The 13,815-nt window shown below is 65.0% G+C and carries 11 protein-coding genes; 4 read left to right on the plus strand and 7 right to left on the minus strand.

The window, feature by feature from the left end; genetic code table 11:
- Positions 1-50 precede the first annotated feature (50 nt).
- Positions 51-1,022, minus strand: coding sequence for a site-specific tyrosine recombinase XerD (locus U0C82_RS01545; protein ID WP_322185195.1), 972 nt, complete (start codon positions 1,020-1,022; stop codon positions 51-53).
- Positions 1,019-1,264 (minus strand): hypothetical protein, encoded by a 246-nt coding sequence (locus U0C82_RS01550; protein ID WP_322185197.1) that lies wholly within the window; start codon positions 1,262-1,264, stop codon positions 1,019-1,021. The genes U0C82_RS01545 and U0C82_RS01550 overlap by 4 nt, the downstream gene beginning before the upstream one ends.
- Before the next feature lie 219 nt (positions 1,265-1,483).
- On the opposite strand from U0C82_RS01550, the gene U0C82_RS01555 reads away from it, so the two are divergent.
- Genes U0C82_RS01555 through U0C82_RS01565 form a run of 3 tightly spaced genes read left to right on the plus strand, consistent with a single transcriptional unit; the run spans position 1,484 to position 4,694 of the window.
- The gene (locus tag U0C82_RS01555) at positions 1,484-2,065 is read left to right on the plus strand and encodes a shikimate kinase (protein ID WP_322185199.1); all 582 of its coding nucleotides are present in this window, start codon (positions 1,484-1,486) and stop codon (positions 2,063-2,065) included.
- Between the two features lie 14 nt (positions 2,066-2,079).
- Positions 2,080-3,213, plus strand: coding sequence for a 3-dehydroquinate synthase (gene aroB, locus U0C82_RS01560; RefSeq protein ID WP_322185201.1), 1,134 nt, complete (start codon positions 2,080-2,082; stop codon positions 3,211-3,213).
- On the plus strand, positions 3,210-4,694 hold the full coding sequence (locus tag U0C82_RS01565) for an HlyC/CorC family transporter (protein WP_322185203.1): 1,485 nt from the start codon (positions 3,210-3,212) through the stop codon (positions 4,692-4,694). Before aroB ends, U0C82_RS01565 begins: the two co-directional genes overlap by 4 nt.
- 15 nt (positions 4,695-4,709) lie before the next feature.
- Here the strand turns inward: U0C82_RS01565 and pncB are convergent, their stop codons facing one another.
- The 5 genes from pncB to rimP form a co-directional block, all read right to left on the minus strand.
- Positions 4,710-6,014 carry a nicotinate phosphoribosyltransferase gene (pncB, locus tag U0C82_RS01570; RefSeq protein WP_322185205.1) on the minus strand — a complete coding sequence of 435 codons (1,305 nt, stop codon included), beginning with the start codon at positions 6,012-6,014 and terminating at the stop codon, positions 4,710-4,712.
- 269 nt (positions 6,015-6,283) lie between these two features.
- Positions 6,284-9,436, minus strand: coding sequence for a translation initiation factor IF-2 (gene infB, locus U0C82_RS01575; protein WP_322185207.1), 3,153 nt, complete (start codon positions 9,434-9,436; stop codon positions 6,284-6,286).
- Between the two features lie 138 nt (positions 9,437-9,574).
- Positions 9,575-10,210 carry an RNA-binding protein gene (locus U0C82_RS01580; protein WP_322185209.1) on the minus strand — a complete coding sequence of 212 codons (636 nt, stop codon included), beginning with the start codon at positions 10,208-10,210 and terminating at the stop codon, positions 9,575-9,577.
- 72 nt (positions 10,211-10,282) lie between these two features.
- Positions 10,283-11,890 carry a transcription termination factor NusA gene (gene nusA, locus U0C82_RS01585; protein WP_322185211.1) on the minus strand — a complete coding sequence of 536 codons (1,608 nt, stop codon included), beginning with the start codon at positions 11,888-11,890 and terminating at the stop codon, positions 10,283-10,285.
- A gap of 129 nt (positions 11,891-12,019) precedes the next feature.
- Entirely contained in the window at positions 12,020-12,592 is a 573-nt protein-coding gene (gene rimP, locus U0C82_RS01590) for a ribosome maturation factor RimP (protein ID WP_416186599.1), read from the minus strand.
- A gap of 476 nt (positions 12,593-13,068) precedes the next feature.
- On the opposite strand from rimP, the gene U0C82_RS01595 reads away from it, so the two are divergent.
- Positions 13,069-13,692: a hypothetical protein gene (locus U0C82_RS01595; RefSeq protein WP_322185215.1), complete on the plus strand. Its 624-nt coding sequence runs from the start codon at positions 13,069-13,071 to the stop codon at positions 13,690-13,692.
- Positions 13,693-13,815 lie beyond the last annotated feature (123 nt).

Here is a 13,815-nt window from a genome sequence, read left to right on the forward strand (position 1 = left end):
AGCTAGGTTGGCACCGTCAGGATGTCAAAAATCAGTTTGCCCGTCTGTTATCAGTCGCCGCGCCCCACCGAAAGGGGATGATGCTCGGTGACGAGCCTGTGCAGGCGCTCTTCCAGGACGTGGGTGTAGATCTGCGTGGTGGAGATGTCGGAATGCCCGAGCAGTTCCTGCACGGCCCGAAGGTCGGCACCGTTCTGCAGGAGATGGCTGGCGAAGGCATGGCGCAGCACATGCGGCGAGATCTTGGCTTCCGAGATCCCGGCCCGCGCCGCGAGCGCCTTCAGCTCCCGGGCGAACACCTGCCGGCTGAGATGGCCGCTTTGCGAATCGGCGGGAAACAGCCAGGGCTCGCCCTCGCGCGGACCGTCGGCCGCGACGAGCTGCGCATAGGCGTCGAGCGCTTCGCGCGCCTGGGCGCCGATCGGCACCATGCGCTCCTTGTTGCCCTTGCCGAGCACCGTGATCGTCCGCGCGCGCGTGGTCAGAAGGCTCCTGGGCAAGGATACGAGCTCGGACACGCGCAGGCCCGTTGCGTAGAGCAGCTCGACCAGCACGCGCAGGCGAGCCGCCCGCATGCGCTCGCTCGGCAGGAGCGCGGCGTTGCGCGTTTCGGTTTCGGCCAGTTCCAGCAGGCGATCGACCTCGGCCTCGCTCATGATCTTCGGCAAGGAACGCTTCTTTCGGGCGCCCTCGATGGTGCCGGTGGGATCGTCGCCGCGCTGGCCCTCGGTGTAGAGGAACCGGTAAAGCTGGCGGAGCGCCGACAGCCTGCGCGATCGCGTCGCCTCCGAAAGGCCTTGCGACGACAGATGGGCGAGATAGCCCCGGACGGCCTCGCTGTCGGCCTTCATCAGGCCGCCATGGGCGCGCAGGAAACCGCAAGCCTCCTCGAGATCGCGGGCATAGGCCTCGAGCGTGTTGTCGGCCGCCCCCCGCTCCACCGCCATCATCTCCAGAAACGCTTCGATCAGCGCGCCGTCGCCCGGCCCGGCGAACGGCGTCTCCCGATCGGTCGCGCTCATTGTTCGCCATCGCCTTCGCCGGGCGCGACGGTCGGCGGGACCGCCTGCGAGCTGCCCTCGGAGAATGTGGGTTCGGGCTCGGCCGGCCGCTTGGGCGCGATCGCGATCAACGGCTTCAGCGGCACGTCGATCGTCAGCTCGGTGCGCGTCGGCTCGACGAAGTAGACGAGCGCGGCCATGATGCCGTAGATGATGCCGGCAATGAGGGCGAGGATCGTAAGAAGACGGAAAAGGGTCGGCATCGCGGCGTTCGGCGATTTTCGTGATGCTGCTTGTAAGGAGCGGCGTTTGAAAAGAGGGCGGCAGTGTATCGACCACGCTTCTATCGCGGCACGCCGGATTTGCAAAGCATAACTGGGCTTTCGGCCTCGCACGCGCCCGTCGCGCCATGCCACGGAGCATTTGCGATCGCCGGAGCGATGAGGCATGCACGGGATCGATGAGGGGAGAGACGCAACACAATGACATCGGCTTCGACCACGCTCGAATTTCCCGACGTCCGGGACAGGCTGGGGGACCGGTCGATCGCGCTCGTCGGGCTGATGGGTGCCGGCAAGACGACGGTCGGGCGCCGGCTTGCGGCGATCCTCGGCCTTCCGTTCTCCGACAGCGACCATGAGATCGAGGAGGTCTCGCGCATGAGCGTTCCCGAACTCTTCGAGGCCTACGGTGAACCCGAATTCCGCGCGCTCGAGGCACGTGTCGTGTCCCGCCTCGTGCAGGACGGCCCCCGGGTGCTCGGCACCGGTGGCGGGGCCTACATCAATCCCGAAACGCGCCTGCACCTGAAGACGCACGCGGTCACGGTCTGGCTGAAGGCCGATCTCGACACCTTGATGACGCGCGTCATGAAGCGCTCCAACCGGCCGCTTCTGAAGACCGCCGATCCCAGGGCCACGATGAAGACGCTGATGGACGAGCGCTACCCGGTCTATGCGGAGGCGGACATCACCATTGCCTCGCGCGACGTGAAACGCGAGGTCATCGCAGCCGAGGCCGCCGAGGCGGTTCAGCGCTTCCTGACCAGCCGAGCGACCGCATGAGGACTGATCGATCCATGAACGCGACCACCCCCGCGCACCCGCAAAGAACGATCCGCGTCGCGCTCGGCGAGCGCTCCTACGACATCGTCATCGGGCCGGGTCTTGTCGACGAGGTCGGTCCGCGCATCGCCGCGCTGCTGCCGGGCGCGCGCGCCGCGATCGTGACCGACGAGAACGTCGCGCGCCTGCATCTCGAGCGCCTGACCCTGTCGCTGGATGCGGCCGGCGTCGAGCACCGCGCGATCGTCCTGCCGGCTGGGGAGACGACCAAGTCCTATGCGGGGCTGACGCGCGTCGTCGAGGCTATCATCGAGGGGCGGTTCGAGCGCGGCGATGCGGTTCTCGCCTTCGGAGGCGGCGTCATCGGCGATCTTGCGGGCTTTGCGAGCGCCGTCGTGCGCCGCGGCATGCGCTTCGTGCAGATGCCGACCAGCCTCCTGGCGCAGGTCGATTCGTCCGTGGGCGGCAAGACGGGGATCAACTCGCCGCAGGGCAAGAACCTCGTCGGAGCCTTCCACCAGCCGACCCTCGTCCTTGCCGACACCGCGCTTCTCGACACGCTTCCGCCGCGGGAATTTGCGGCCGGATATGCCGAAATCGTCAAATACGGCCTGATCGACAGGCCGGACTTCTTCGAATGGCTCGAGACGAACCGCGAGGACATCTTCGCCGGCACGGATGCGCTGATCGACGCGATCGCGATCTCCTGCGAGGCGAAAGCCGCCGTCGTCGCCGCCGACGAGACCGAACAGGACAGCCGGGCCCTCCTGAACCTCGGGCACACCTTCGGCCATGCGCTGGAAAAGACCGTGCGCTACGAGGCGAGCCGTCTCGTCCATGGCGAGGGCGTCGCGATCGGCATCTGCCTGGCGCACCGGTTCTGCGCCGCCAGGGGCCTTGCACCGGAAGAGGACGCGCGGCGGGTGGAAGCGCATTTCGCGGCGGCCGGACTTCCGACGCGCATTCAGCACATTGCCGGCGAGACGCCGCCCATCGCCGATCTGATGGACGCGATCGCCCAGGACAAGAAGGTCACGCGCAGCGCCCTCACCTTCATTTTGACGCATGGCATCGGCAAGGCCTTCATCGCGCGCAACGTCGATCCGGCCGACGTCGGCGATTTCCTGGCTGAGGAACTTCTCCCATGACATTCGGTCTCTGGATCCTGCTGGCATTCGTCCTTCTGCTGATCTGCTGCTCGGCCTTCTTTTCCGGTTCCGAAACCGCGCTGACGGCGGTCTCCCGCGCCCGGCTGATGAGCTACGAGAAGAACGGCGACAGCCGGGCGACCCTGGTGCAGAAGCTGATCGAGAAGAACGACAAGCTGATCGGGGCCCTCCTGATCGGAAACAACCTCGTCAACATTCTGGCCTCCTCGCTCGCCACCACCGCGTTTCTCGGAATCTTCGGCTCGACCGGCGTCATCTATGCGACGGTCGGCATGACCATCATCGTCGTGATCTTCGCGGAAGTCCTGCCCAAATCTGCGGCCATCGCCTCGCCCGACGGGTTCGCGCTCAAGGTCGCGCGCCCGGTCTCGATCGTCGTGGCGCTGCTCGGACCCCTCACCCGCATCGTCAACGGCATCGTGCGCCAGCTTCTCAGACTGCTGGGTGCCGGCCGCGACTCCTCGGCGTCGCTGCTCACCGCGCACGAGGAACTGCGCGGCGCCGTCGAGGTGCTTCACCGCGAGGGCTCGCTCGTCAACGCCGATCGCAACAGGCTGGGGGGTCTGCTCGATCTCCACGAGCTCGAAGTCTCGGACGTCATGGTCCACCGCACGGGCATGCGGCAGGTCAATGCGGAGGACTCGCCGTCCGACATCGTCCGGCAGATCCTGGAAAGCCCCTATACGCGCATGCCCGTCTGGCGCGGCCACTACGACAATATCGTCGGCATCGTGCATGCCAAGGATCTCCTGCGCGCCCTGCACGAGGTCGACAACGATCCCTCGCGCATCGACATTCTGAAAGTCTGCTCCAGCCCTTGGTTCGTGCCCGAAACCACGACCCTGCAGGACCAGCTCAACGCGTTCCTGCGCCGCAAGACCCATTTCGCGGTGGTCGTCGACGAATATGGCGAGGTCGAGGGTCTCATCACGCTCGAGGACATTCTGGAAGAGATCGTCGGCAACATTGCCGACGAACACGATCTCGACATGCAGGGCGTGACGACCGAGGCGGACGGCTCCGTCGTCGTCGACGGCCAGATCCCGATCCGCGACCTGAACCGGGCGCTCGACTGGAACCTGCCGGACGAGGAAGCCGTCACCATTGCCGGCCTCGTCATCCACGAGACCGGAACGATCCCCGAGGAACGCCAGGCCTTCACCTTCTTCCAGAAGCGGTTCACCGTTCTCAAGCGCGACAAGAACCGGATCGCCAAGCTCAGAATCAGGCCGGCGACGATCGTCGTCCCACCTAAGAAGGGCGCGCTGGCCGTGCTGGCGGCAGGTGCCGCGCAATCGGCGGACGACAGCGATCTCGACGAGAGTGAAATTCTCGACGCCGATGCGTTCGAGGACGACGACGCGACAATGGATGGCGGGCGCCCCGCGGAAGCCCGTCACGAGGCCGATGCGGAGCGCGACGACGCTCGCGACCGCCGGCCCGGCCGGCCGGATTCCTGAACCGGCTTCGGCGCTTCAGACAGAGACCTTGCGGGACCCGTAGTCCGGGTTTCCGAAGACCGCCAGATAGCGCTTCACCGCGTCCGGATCGCCGGTCGCCTTGGCGGGGTTGTCGGAGAGCTTGACGGCGGGCCGGCCGTTGGCGCTGATCACCTTGCAGACCAGCGAAATCGCATCCAGCCCGGTCGCGGGTTCAGGCGCGACGTCCCGGAAGTCGTTGGTAAGGTTCGTGCCCCAGCCGAAGCTCATGCGCACCCGTCCGTGGAAATGGTGGTAGACCTCTTCGATCGTGTCGGAATCGAGCCCGTCGGAAAACACGATCAGGCGCTCGCGCGGATCGATGCCCCGGGATGTCCACCAGGCGATGATATCCTCGCCCCCCTCGATCGGCGGCGCGGAATCGGGCCGGAATCCCGTCCATTCGGCAAGCCAGTCGGGCGCATCGCGCAAAAAGCCGCCGGTTCCGAACGTGTCGGGCAGGACGATCAGCAGATTGCCGCCATAATAGCTCTGCCAGTCTTCGAGCACCTTGTAGGGGGCCGCCTTGAGGGCCGCCTCGCTTTGCGCGAGCGCCGCGATCACCATCGGCAGTTCGTGGGCGTTCGTGCCGATCGCCTCGAGATCGGTCTCCATCGCCAGAAGCACGTTCGACGAGCCGATCAGTCTCTGGCCGAGGCCCTCCTTCAGCGCCTCGACGCACCATCTCTGCCAGAGGAACGAGTGGCGCCGACGCGTTCCGAAATCGGAAATCTTCAGATCCGGTAGGGATTGCAGCCGCTCGACCTTCTCCCACATCTTCGCCTTCGCCCGCGCATAGGCGATGTCGAGCTCGAACCGCTTGAAGGTCCGCATCGCGGCGCGCGAACGCAGCTCGTTGACGATGGCGAGCGCGGGGATCTCCCACATCATGGTGTCGGTCCAGGGACCTTCGAAGATCAATTCGAACTGACCGTCGACGCTCTTCAACTCGTAGGGCGGAAGTTGGAAATCGGCGAGCCATTCCAGATAATCCGGTCTGAAGATCTGGCCGGTCCCGTAGAACGAGTTGCCGGCGAGCCAGATCATTTCCCGTTTGGTGAAGGTCAGCGTCCGCGCGTAATCGAGCTGCGCGCGCAACTCTTCCTCGTCGATCTCCCGCGCAAGCTTCACCGAGACCGTACGGTTGATGAGCTGGAAGGTCGCCCGGACATCGGGATAGAGACCGAACACCATCTGCTGCATCAGGAGCTTGTAGAAATCGGTATCAAGCAGGGAGCGGACGATCGGATCGAGCTTGAAGGTGTGGTTCCACACCCGTGTTGCGATGTCGGTTGCGACCATGCTTCTCGCGCTTTCTCCGCCTGATGCTTCGCGTCGCGCAACCGGTGGGCGCGATGGCCTGCCCGTGTTCCGCATTTCTCGTCAGCACATATGGACCCGGCGCCATAAGGCCAGACGAAACGGCAGGCTTAGCACCCCCAGCTCCGGAGCATGCGTTAACCGACCTCTTTGCGGCGCGTAAGGCCGGCGGGGCCCCGGCACGAAAAAGGGTGGGCAACACACTGTCGCCCACCCTTCGTATCGTTCGGTCCTGCGTGACCCGAAAAGCCCTAGAGGCTTCGCGCGACATGCTCCACGCGGAAGCACTCGATGATGTCGCCTTCGCGAATATCCTCGTAGTTCTGGAACGCCATGCCGCACTCCTGGCCGCTCTGGACTTTCGAGACTTCGTCCTTGAAGCGCTTGAGCGTCTTGAGCGTGCCCTCGTGGATGACGACGTTGTCGCGGATGAGGCGGACGCCCGCACCACGCTCGACCTCGCCTTCGGTGACGAGACAGCCGGCGACCTTGCCGACCTTGGTGATGTTGAACACCTCCCGGATCTCGGCATTGCCGAGGAAGGATTCGCGGCGCTCGGGCGAGAGCAGCCCGGACATCGCATCCTTCACGTCGTCCACCAGGTCGTAGATCACGTTGTAGTAACGGATCTCGATGCCGTCGCGGGATGCGGCCTCGCGCGCCTGCTTGTTGGCACGCACGTTGAAGCCGATGATCGCGGCCTTGGACGCCTCGGCGAGCGCGATATCCGATTCCGTGATCGCGCCGGCACCCGAATGGATGATGCGCGCCTGCACCTCGTCGGTGCCGAGCTTCTCGAGCGCATTGTCGATCGCCTCGATCGAACCCTGCACGTCGCCCTTGATGACCAGCGGGAAGGTCTTGAGACCGGTATCCTGAAGCTGGCTCATCATCTGCTCGAGCGAACCGCGCTGGCCGGCGGACTTGGCCACCTGCTTCTCGCGGGTCACGCGCTGGCGGTATTCGGAGATCTCGCGGGCCTTGGCCTCCGATTCGACGACGGCGAAGCGGTCGCCGGCCTGCGGCGTCCCGTTCATGCCGAGCACTTCGATCGGCATGGAGGGCGCTGCCTCCTTATGCTGATCGCCCTTGTCGTCGACGAGGGCGCGCACGCGGCCCCATTCGTCGCCGGCCACGACGATGTCGCCGCGACGCAAGGTACCGGTCTGCACCAGAACGGTCGCGACCGGGCCACGGCCCTTGTCGAGCTGCGCCTCGATGACGACACCCTCGGCGGTCCGGTTCGGATCGGCCTTCAGATCGATCAGTTCGGCCTGCAGCAGGATCGCCTCGAGCAGCTTGTCGAGGTTCTCGCCGGTCTTGGCCGAGACCTCGACGTCGAGAACTTCACCGCCCATGGATTCCACGAACACCTCGTACTGCAGAAGGCCCGACCGGACCTTCGCGGCATCGGCTTCCGGCTTGTCCATCTTGTTGATCGCCACGATGATCGGCACGCCGGCCGCCTTCGCGTGATTGATGGACTCGATGGTCTGCGGCATCACGCTGTCGTCGGCTGCGACGACGAGGACCGCGATGTCCGTCGCCTGCGCGCCGCGGGCCCGCATCGAGGTGAAGGCGGCGTGGCCGGGCGTATCGATGAACGAGATCTTCTGCCCGTCCTGCTCCACCTGGTAGGCGCCGATATGCTGGGTGATGCCACCCGATTCGCCCGATGCGACGCGCGTCTTGCGGATGGCGTCCAGAAGGCTGGTCTTGCCGTGGTCGACATGGCCCATGATCGTGACGACCGGCGGCCGGGTCTGGAGGTTCTCGCTCTTGTCCTCGACGTTGAAGATGCCTTCCTCGACGTCGGATTCAGCGACGCGTTCCACCGTGTGGCCGAACTCGCCGGCGATGATCTCGGCCAGATCCTGGTCGATGATATCGCCTGGCTTCATCATCTGTCCCTCTTTCATGAGGTACTTGATGACGTCGACGGCACGCTCCGACATGCGGTTGGCGAGTTCCTGGATGGTGATCGTTTCCGGAATAACCACGACGCGCGAAATCTTCTCTCTCGGCACGCTCTGCTGCGACCGTTTGAACTTTTCCTGGCGGCGGCGGATCGAGGACAGCGAACGTCCGCGTCCGCCATCGTCACCCGACAGCGCCTTGTCGAGCGTCAGCTTGCCCCGGCGGCGATCGGCCGGGGTCTTGGCCGCGCGCGGCGCTTCGGCCGGGGCCTTGGCTCCGCTCTTGCGCGAACGGACGCCGCCGCGGGCATCCTCGTCGTCGACGCCCTTGCGGCGGGCATCGGGGCGCGTGCCGCGTGCCAGTGCGGCTTCCGCGTCCGCGGGTGACATCGGATCGGGCTGCGCGGGCGCCGCGCCGGCACGGGGCTTTGCAGCAACCGGCTTGCGCTTGGCGTCTTCCTCGGCCTTGCGGCTTTCCTCGGCCTCGCGAGCCTGGCGCTCGGCGGCCTCCGCCGCACGCTGCTCGGCCTCGGCCCGCTCGCGCTGACGGCGCTCGTCCTCGGACTTGCGACGGGCCTCGTCCTCCTGGAAGACGCGGCGTGCCTCGACTTCGCGCTGCTTTGCAAGTTCGAGAGCCCGGCGACGGGCATCCATCTCGCGCGACGACAGATCCGACAGGACGGCGCCGCGAGGACGCTGGCCGGGCGCTGCCCCCGTATTGGAGGGACGACGATCGTCCCGTCCGCCCGGACGGTTGGGCCCGCGATTCTGCTGGCTGTCCGGACGACGATCGTCGCGACCGCGCGGCGCGTTCTGGCCCGGACGAGCCGATGGTGCCTGCGTGCGGCCGGCTGGCTGCGCGGGAGCACGCCCCGGAGCGGCCGGCGTTGCCGGCGCTGCGGTCTTCGCCTCGGCGCTCGGCGCAGGCGTTGCGACGTCAGCCTTCGCCTCCGACGCGGATGGCTCGACCTTCGGCGCTGCAACCGCCTCTACCGGCGCGCTTGCCTCCGGCGACGGCGCTTCGGCCGGCTTTGCGTCGGCCACGGCCTTCGGCGCTTCGTCCGCCGCGCTCTGCGGCGTTTCGGCGACCGGCTCGGCCTTGGGCGCCTGCGGCTTGGCGAATTCGATATTGCGCGGCTTGCCGCTCGGCGCCTGCGGACGCGCGGCCGGCGGCGTCACGCCACCTGGAGCGGTCGTCGGCGCCAGCGTCTCCACCGGCTTCTGGGGCGCCTGGGCGATCGTCGGAGCCGGCGTCGCGACCTCCGGAGCCCTCGGCTTCAACCCTGCTGCGACGGAAGGAGCCGCCGTCTCGCCCGCCTCGGGCCGGGTGACGCGCCGCTTCTTCGTCTCGACCACGACGTTCTTGGTGCGCCCATGGGAAAAGTTCTGCCTGACGGTGCCGGGTTCGTTTCCGCCACGCTTCAAGGACAGGGTCTTCTTCTGGTTTACGCTCAGCGTCTTGTCGTCGCCGGACTTGGTATCGCTCATCTATGCTTCCGTTTCTTGGCGCGGAACATTCGTCGCGCCCGTTCTTTTGGGGGAATGCCGCCTCGCAAGGGTGCGTTCCCAATCTCAGTTCAATTCATCGCTGGACCTCGCCCTGCGCTTTAAACATCCGCTTCCACGTCATCGGTCCCGAGGGCTTTCACCCCGATATTCCAAGAGCGCTCGAAAGCGTTTCTCGGCGGCCGACCCCGCATCACCGGAAAGGATCGCCGCATGTATCACATTTCCCCCCCCAAGCGCCAAATCCATTTCTTCACCGGTTAACGGACTGGCGACGGGGACGGCATCCTCCATCACGCCGTCCGCGCCGGCATAGCGCGCGGCGGTAATCTTTCTTCGCCCGTCCTCGCTCGCCTCCAGGGCGTGCAGAATCAGGATCGCCTCGCCCGAACGGGCCGCCATCTCGACCTTGGCCGAGCCCGTGACGACCTGTCCGGCCTTCTTGGCCATGCCGAGCGCGCCGAGCGCGGATCTGACGAGCAGCCTGTCCACGTCGCCGGCGAGATCGGCCGGCCCCTTGACCTCCGCGCGGAACGCCCGCGCGAACAGCTTGCGACGCATCGCCTCCGCGACCAGGGTCCGGTCGCATCTGACATGGGCGCCCCGGCCCGGCAGGCGCCGCCGAAGGTCGGCAACCACCTCAGACCCCGGCCCGAGAACGAACCGGATCAACCGGTCGGGATCGGATTTCTCCCGACTGACGATGCAGGTCCGGTCGTTCAGGACCATGTCCTCCTCGTTGGTCGTCTCATCCATGGCCGCGATCATTCGTCTCGTGCCTCGAAGCCGTGTCGGTGAACCCGATCACCGATTCGTTCGCCCGGGACCTCAGGCAGCCGCGCCTTCGGTCTCGTTCTCTTCGCTCTCCTCGACGTCGCTCGCCAGATCCGACTCGGTGATCCAGCCGGCCTTGAGGCGGGCGGCGAGGACCATCTGCTCGGCATCGGCGCGACTCACGTCGAACTTGCTCAAGGTGCCCTCGAAGCGCTTCGTCTCGCCCTTGGCCCGCTCGCTCCAGCCGCACAGATCGTCGACCGCATAGCCGGCGAAATCCTCGACCGTCTTCGTGCCGTCCTCGCCGAGCGCCACCAGCATCTCGGTCGTCAGGCCCGGGATCTCGCGCAGTTCGTCCGCCACGCCGAGCTCGACGCGCCGGGCATCGAAACCGGCCTCGCGGCGATCGAGATATTCCCGCGCCCGGCTCTGGAGTTCCTCGGCGGTGTCCTCGTCGAAGCCCTCGATCGAGGAGACTTCCTCCGCATCAACATAGGCAACTTCCTCGACGGTCGCAAAGCCTTCGGAAGCCAGAAGCTGGCCGACCATCTCGTCGACGTTGAGAGCATCCATGAAGACTGCCGAGCGCTCTGTGAATTCCTTCTGGCGGCGCTCGGATTCTTCTTCCTCCGTCATGATGTCGATGTCCCAGCCGGTGAGCTGGGAGGCGAGACGCACGTTCTGGCCGCGGCGACCGATCGCCAGCGACAGCTGGTCGTCGGGAACGACGACCTCGATGCGCTCGGCATCCTCGTCGAGAACCACCTTAGAGACTTCCGCCGGCTGAAGCGCGTTGACGATGAAGGAGGCGGCATCGGGCGACCAGGGAATGATGTCGATCTTCTCGCCCTGCAACTCAGCGACGACGGCCTGGACGCGGCTTCCGCGCATGCCGACGCAGGCGCCGACCGGGTCGACGGAGCTGTCGGACGAGATCACGGCGATCTTGGCGCGCGAGCCGGGATCGCGGGCGACCGACTTCAGCGTGATGATGCCGTCGTAGATTTCCGGCACTTCCATGGTGAAGAGCTTCGCCATGAACTGCGGATGGGTGCGCGACAGGAAGATCTGCGGCCCGCGCGGCTCGCGGCGCACGTCGTAGACATAGGCGCGCACCCGGTCGCCCGGACGGTAGAGTTCGCGCGGGATCTGCTCGTCGCGACGGATGATCGCCTCGCCCTTGCCGAGATCGACGATGACGTTGCCGTACTCGACGCGCTTGACCGCGCCGTTGATGATCTCGCCGACCCGGTCCTTGTACTCGTCGAACTGCATGTCGCGCTCGGCTTCACGCACCTTCTGGACGATGACCTGCTTGGCCGACTGAGCCGCGATGCGGCCGAAATCCATCGGGGGAAGCTGCTCGGCGATGAAGTCGCCGGGCTCTGCGTCGGGGTTCTTGTCGCGCGCAAGCTCCAGATAGATCTGGGTGTTGGGGTCCTCGACCTCCTCGACCACCTCAAGAAGACGCTGAAGCTTCATTTCACCGGTCTTGGTGTTGATGTCGCAGCGAATGTTGGTTTCCTGGCCGTAGCGGCTGCGCGCCGCCTTCTGAATCGCATCGGCCATCGCCTCGATCACGATCTCGCGGTCGATCGTCTTTTCACGCGCGACGGCATCCGCAATCTGCAGAAGCTCGAGCCTGTTCGCACTCACTACCATCTTGTCGTCCTTCCGATCAGGATCCGGCCGGACAAAAACGGCGCGGCCGGGATCTCGAATTCTTGTCCATGTACCGGCGAAAGCGCCGGGCCTTGCCGCGCGCCGTGTCCGGCGCGCCGTCATGTCCGATCAATGGGACGGGCGCCCGCCCGTCTCGTCATCCGCTTCGTCGTCCAGCTCGACGTCGCCGCGCCCCTTGCGCCGCGCCTTGTCGGCCTTGAGCGACGCCTCGATCAGGTCGTCGGTCAGGATGAGGCGCGCTTCGGCGATCGCGTCGAGGGGGATCTCGACGGACGCCGGCTCGCCATAGGCCGGCTGGTCGCGCTCGACGGTGATCACCTTGTTCTCGACCTTCACGACCTTGCCGCGATAGCGCTTGCGCTCGTTCACGAGGCGCGAGGTCTCGAGCTTCATGAGAAAGCCCGCCCAGGTCTCGAAATCCGATTCGCGCACCAGCGGACGATCGATGCCCGGCGAGGACAGCTCGAGATGGTAGGCGCCATCGATCGGATCGTCGGCTTCGAGCACCGGCGAAATGGCCCGCGAGACGGCCTCGCAGCCCTCGACATCCATGGTCCCGTCCGGCCGCTCGGCCATGATCTGGACCGTCTTGCCGTTCATGTTCGAGATGCGGACGCGCACGAGGCGATAGCCCGCGGCTTCGATCGCCGGCTCGACGATCGCGGCAATCTTGGCTTCCATACCGTCTTCGGTAACGATTCGTTCCTGACGCTCAGTCAAATCTGTTCCAGCTGCTCTTCAAAATAAGCCCGGCGCGAAAGAGCGGCAGGCATGTTGTCAGATGATCTGCAGCGCTCGGCATCGGGCCGCCGGGATTTGAGATGGGGCCAACCAAAGCCCCGATAACAAAAAAGAGCGGGACCGGGTGGACCCACTCTCTCGATACACCGCAGAGAATATGCAGTTGATATACGCTGATCGGCGTTTGCGTTCAAGGGCGGTGTTCGAGGGCTCGGTTTCAGACCCATCGCCACTGCGATCCGGTCGAGCGCGACCGGTTCTCGCGTGGACCTTGTATCGATGAAGCCGAATATAATGAAAGTGTTTCAGAAACGGAGCATACGAAGGACTGGGATAGGTGGTGGTTTGCAGACCATCTTCTTTCGGGCAGGCTACTGTAGGGACGGACATAGCCAGAACGATATGAAATGGGTGTCATGAACGAAACCAATCGAGACATGATCAGCATTCCCGCCAAACAAGGCAGACTCAGCCTCGCGGGCGTTGCCATTTTAGTGATTTCTGTATGGCTGGCTGTGCTCTGCTACTCATCGCTGGATCCAGATTGGGTTTCGGGTTCAAACAGGTTCGCGTGGGTAGACGATTTGCCACCGATCGTCCGAGCCTCGATCTTTCTGTCCGTCGCCGCGTACCTGCTCCTTTACGGCTTCCACTTTCTTCGACTTGGTAATTCAGGAACGATCGCGATCTTCACCAACAAGGAAGCCCGGGTGAAATCAATTACAGGATGGCGGGAGATCGGCTGGGAGAATATCTCGCGTATTGAGATCAAAGGAGGGCTAAATCCAATTATTATTCTCCGTCGCCGCAGGGCTTCCGGGGTCGAGCGCGTATGGCCTAGTTTTGATCCCTGCATTCCGATCAATCAGGTTGCCTTATCGAAAGATGCGCTGCTCGCAGAACTCTCGGGGCGGCGCCCCGATTTATTGGATCCCGCGATACATCAGAAGCCCGATTCGATCGTGCCTAATGCCCTGCAGCACGTTCCCATAGCGCCAGCTCGCACGGTAGAGGTGAACTCAAAGAGCTGGACCGGCTGAGTGTTTCAGCTGTCGGACGCCTGCTTTGGGTGCTTTATGAAATTAGTCGCTGGGGGCGAAGACAGCCACTGGGTCCAAATCTGAAACAAAATTGATTACTCTGTTTCAGATCTTTTCTCGATC

The organism is Fulvimarina uroteuthidis (genome assembly GCF_034321785.1).
Classification (GTDB): Bacteria; Pseudomonadota; Alphaproteobacteria; order Rhizobiales; family Rhizobiaceae; genus Fulvimarina; species Fulvimarina uroteuthidis.

Excerpts from the sequence above, each read along its gene's own strand:
- infB (WP_322185207.1), bottom strand. The coding sequence starts at position 9,436 with ATGAGCGATACCAAGTCCGGCGACGACAAGACGCTGAGCGTAAACCAG.
- U0C82_RS01565 (WP_322185203.1), top strand. The coding sequence starts at position 3,210 with ATGACATTCGGTCTCTGGATCCTGCTGGCATTCGTCCTTCTGCTGATC.
- aroB (WP_322185201.1), top strand. The coding sequence starts at position 2,080 with ATGAACGCGACCACCCCCGCGCACCCGCAAAGAACGATCCGCGTCGCG.
- U0C82_RS01550 (WP_322185197.1), bottom strand. The coding sequence starts at position 1,264 with ATGCCGACCCTTTTCCGTCTTCTTACGATCCTCGCCCTCATTGCCGGC.
- nusA (WP_322185211.1), bottom strand. The coding sequence starts at position 11,890 with ATGGTAGTGAGTGCGAACAGGCTCGAGCTTCTGCAGATTGCGGATGCC.
- U0C82_RS01595 (WP_322185215.1), top strand. The coding sequence starts at position 13,069 with ATGAACGAAACCAATCGAGACATGATCAGCATTCCCGCCAAACAAGGC.
- rimP (WP_416186599.1), bottom strand. The coding sequence starts at position 12,592 with ATGGAAGCCAAGATTGCCGCGATCGTCGAGCCGGCGATCGAAGCCGCG.
- U0C82_RS01555 (WP_322185199.1), top strand. The coding sequence starts at position 1,484 with ATGACATCGGCTTCGACCACGCTCGAATTTCCCGACGTCCGGGACAGG.
- U0C82_RS01545 (WP_322185195.1), bottom strand. The coding sequence starts at position 1,022 with ATGAGCGCGACCGATCGGGAGACGCCGTTCGCCGGGCCGGGCGACGGC.
- pncB (WP_322185205.1), bottom strand. The coding sequence starts at position 6,014 with ATGGTCGCAACCGACATCGCAACACGGGTGTGGAACCACACCTTCAAG.
- U0C82_RS01580 (WP_322185209.1), bottom strand. The coding sequence starts at position 10,210 with ATGGATGAGACGACCAACGAGGAGGACATGGTCCTGAACGACCGGACC.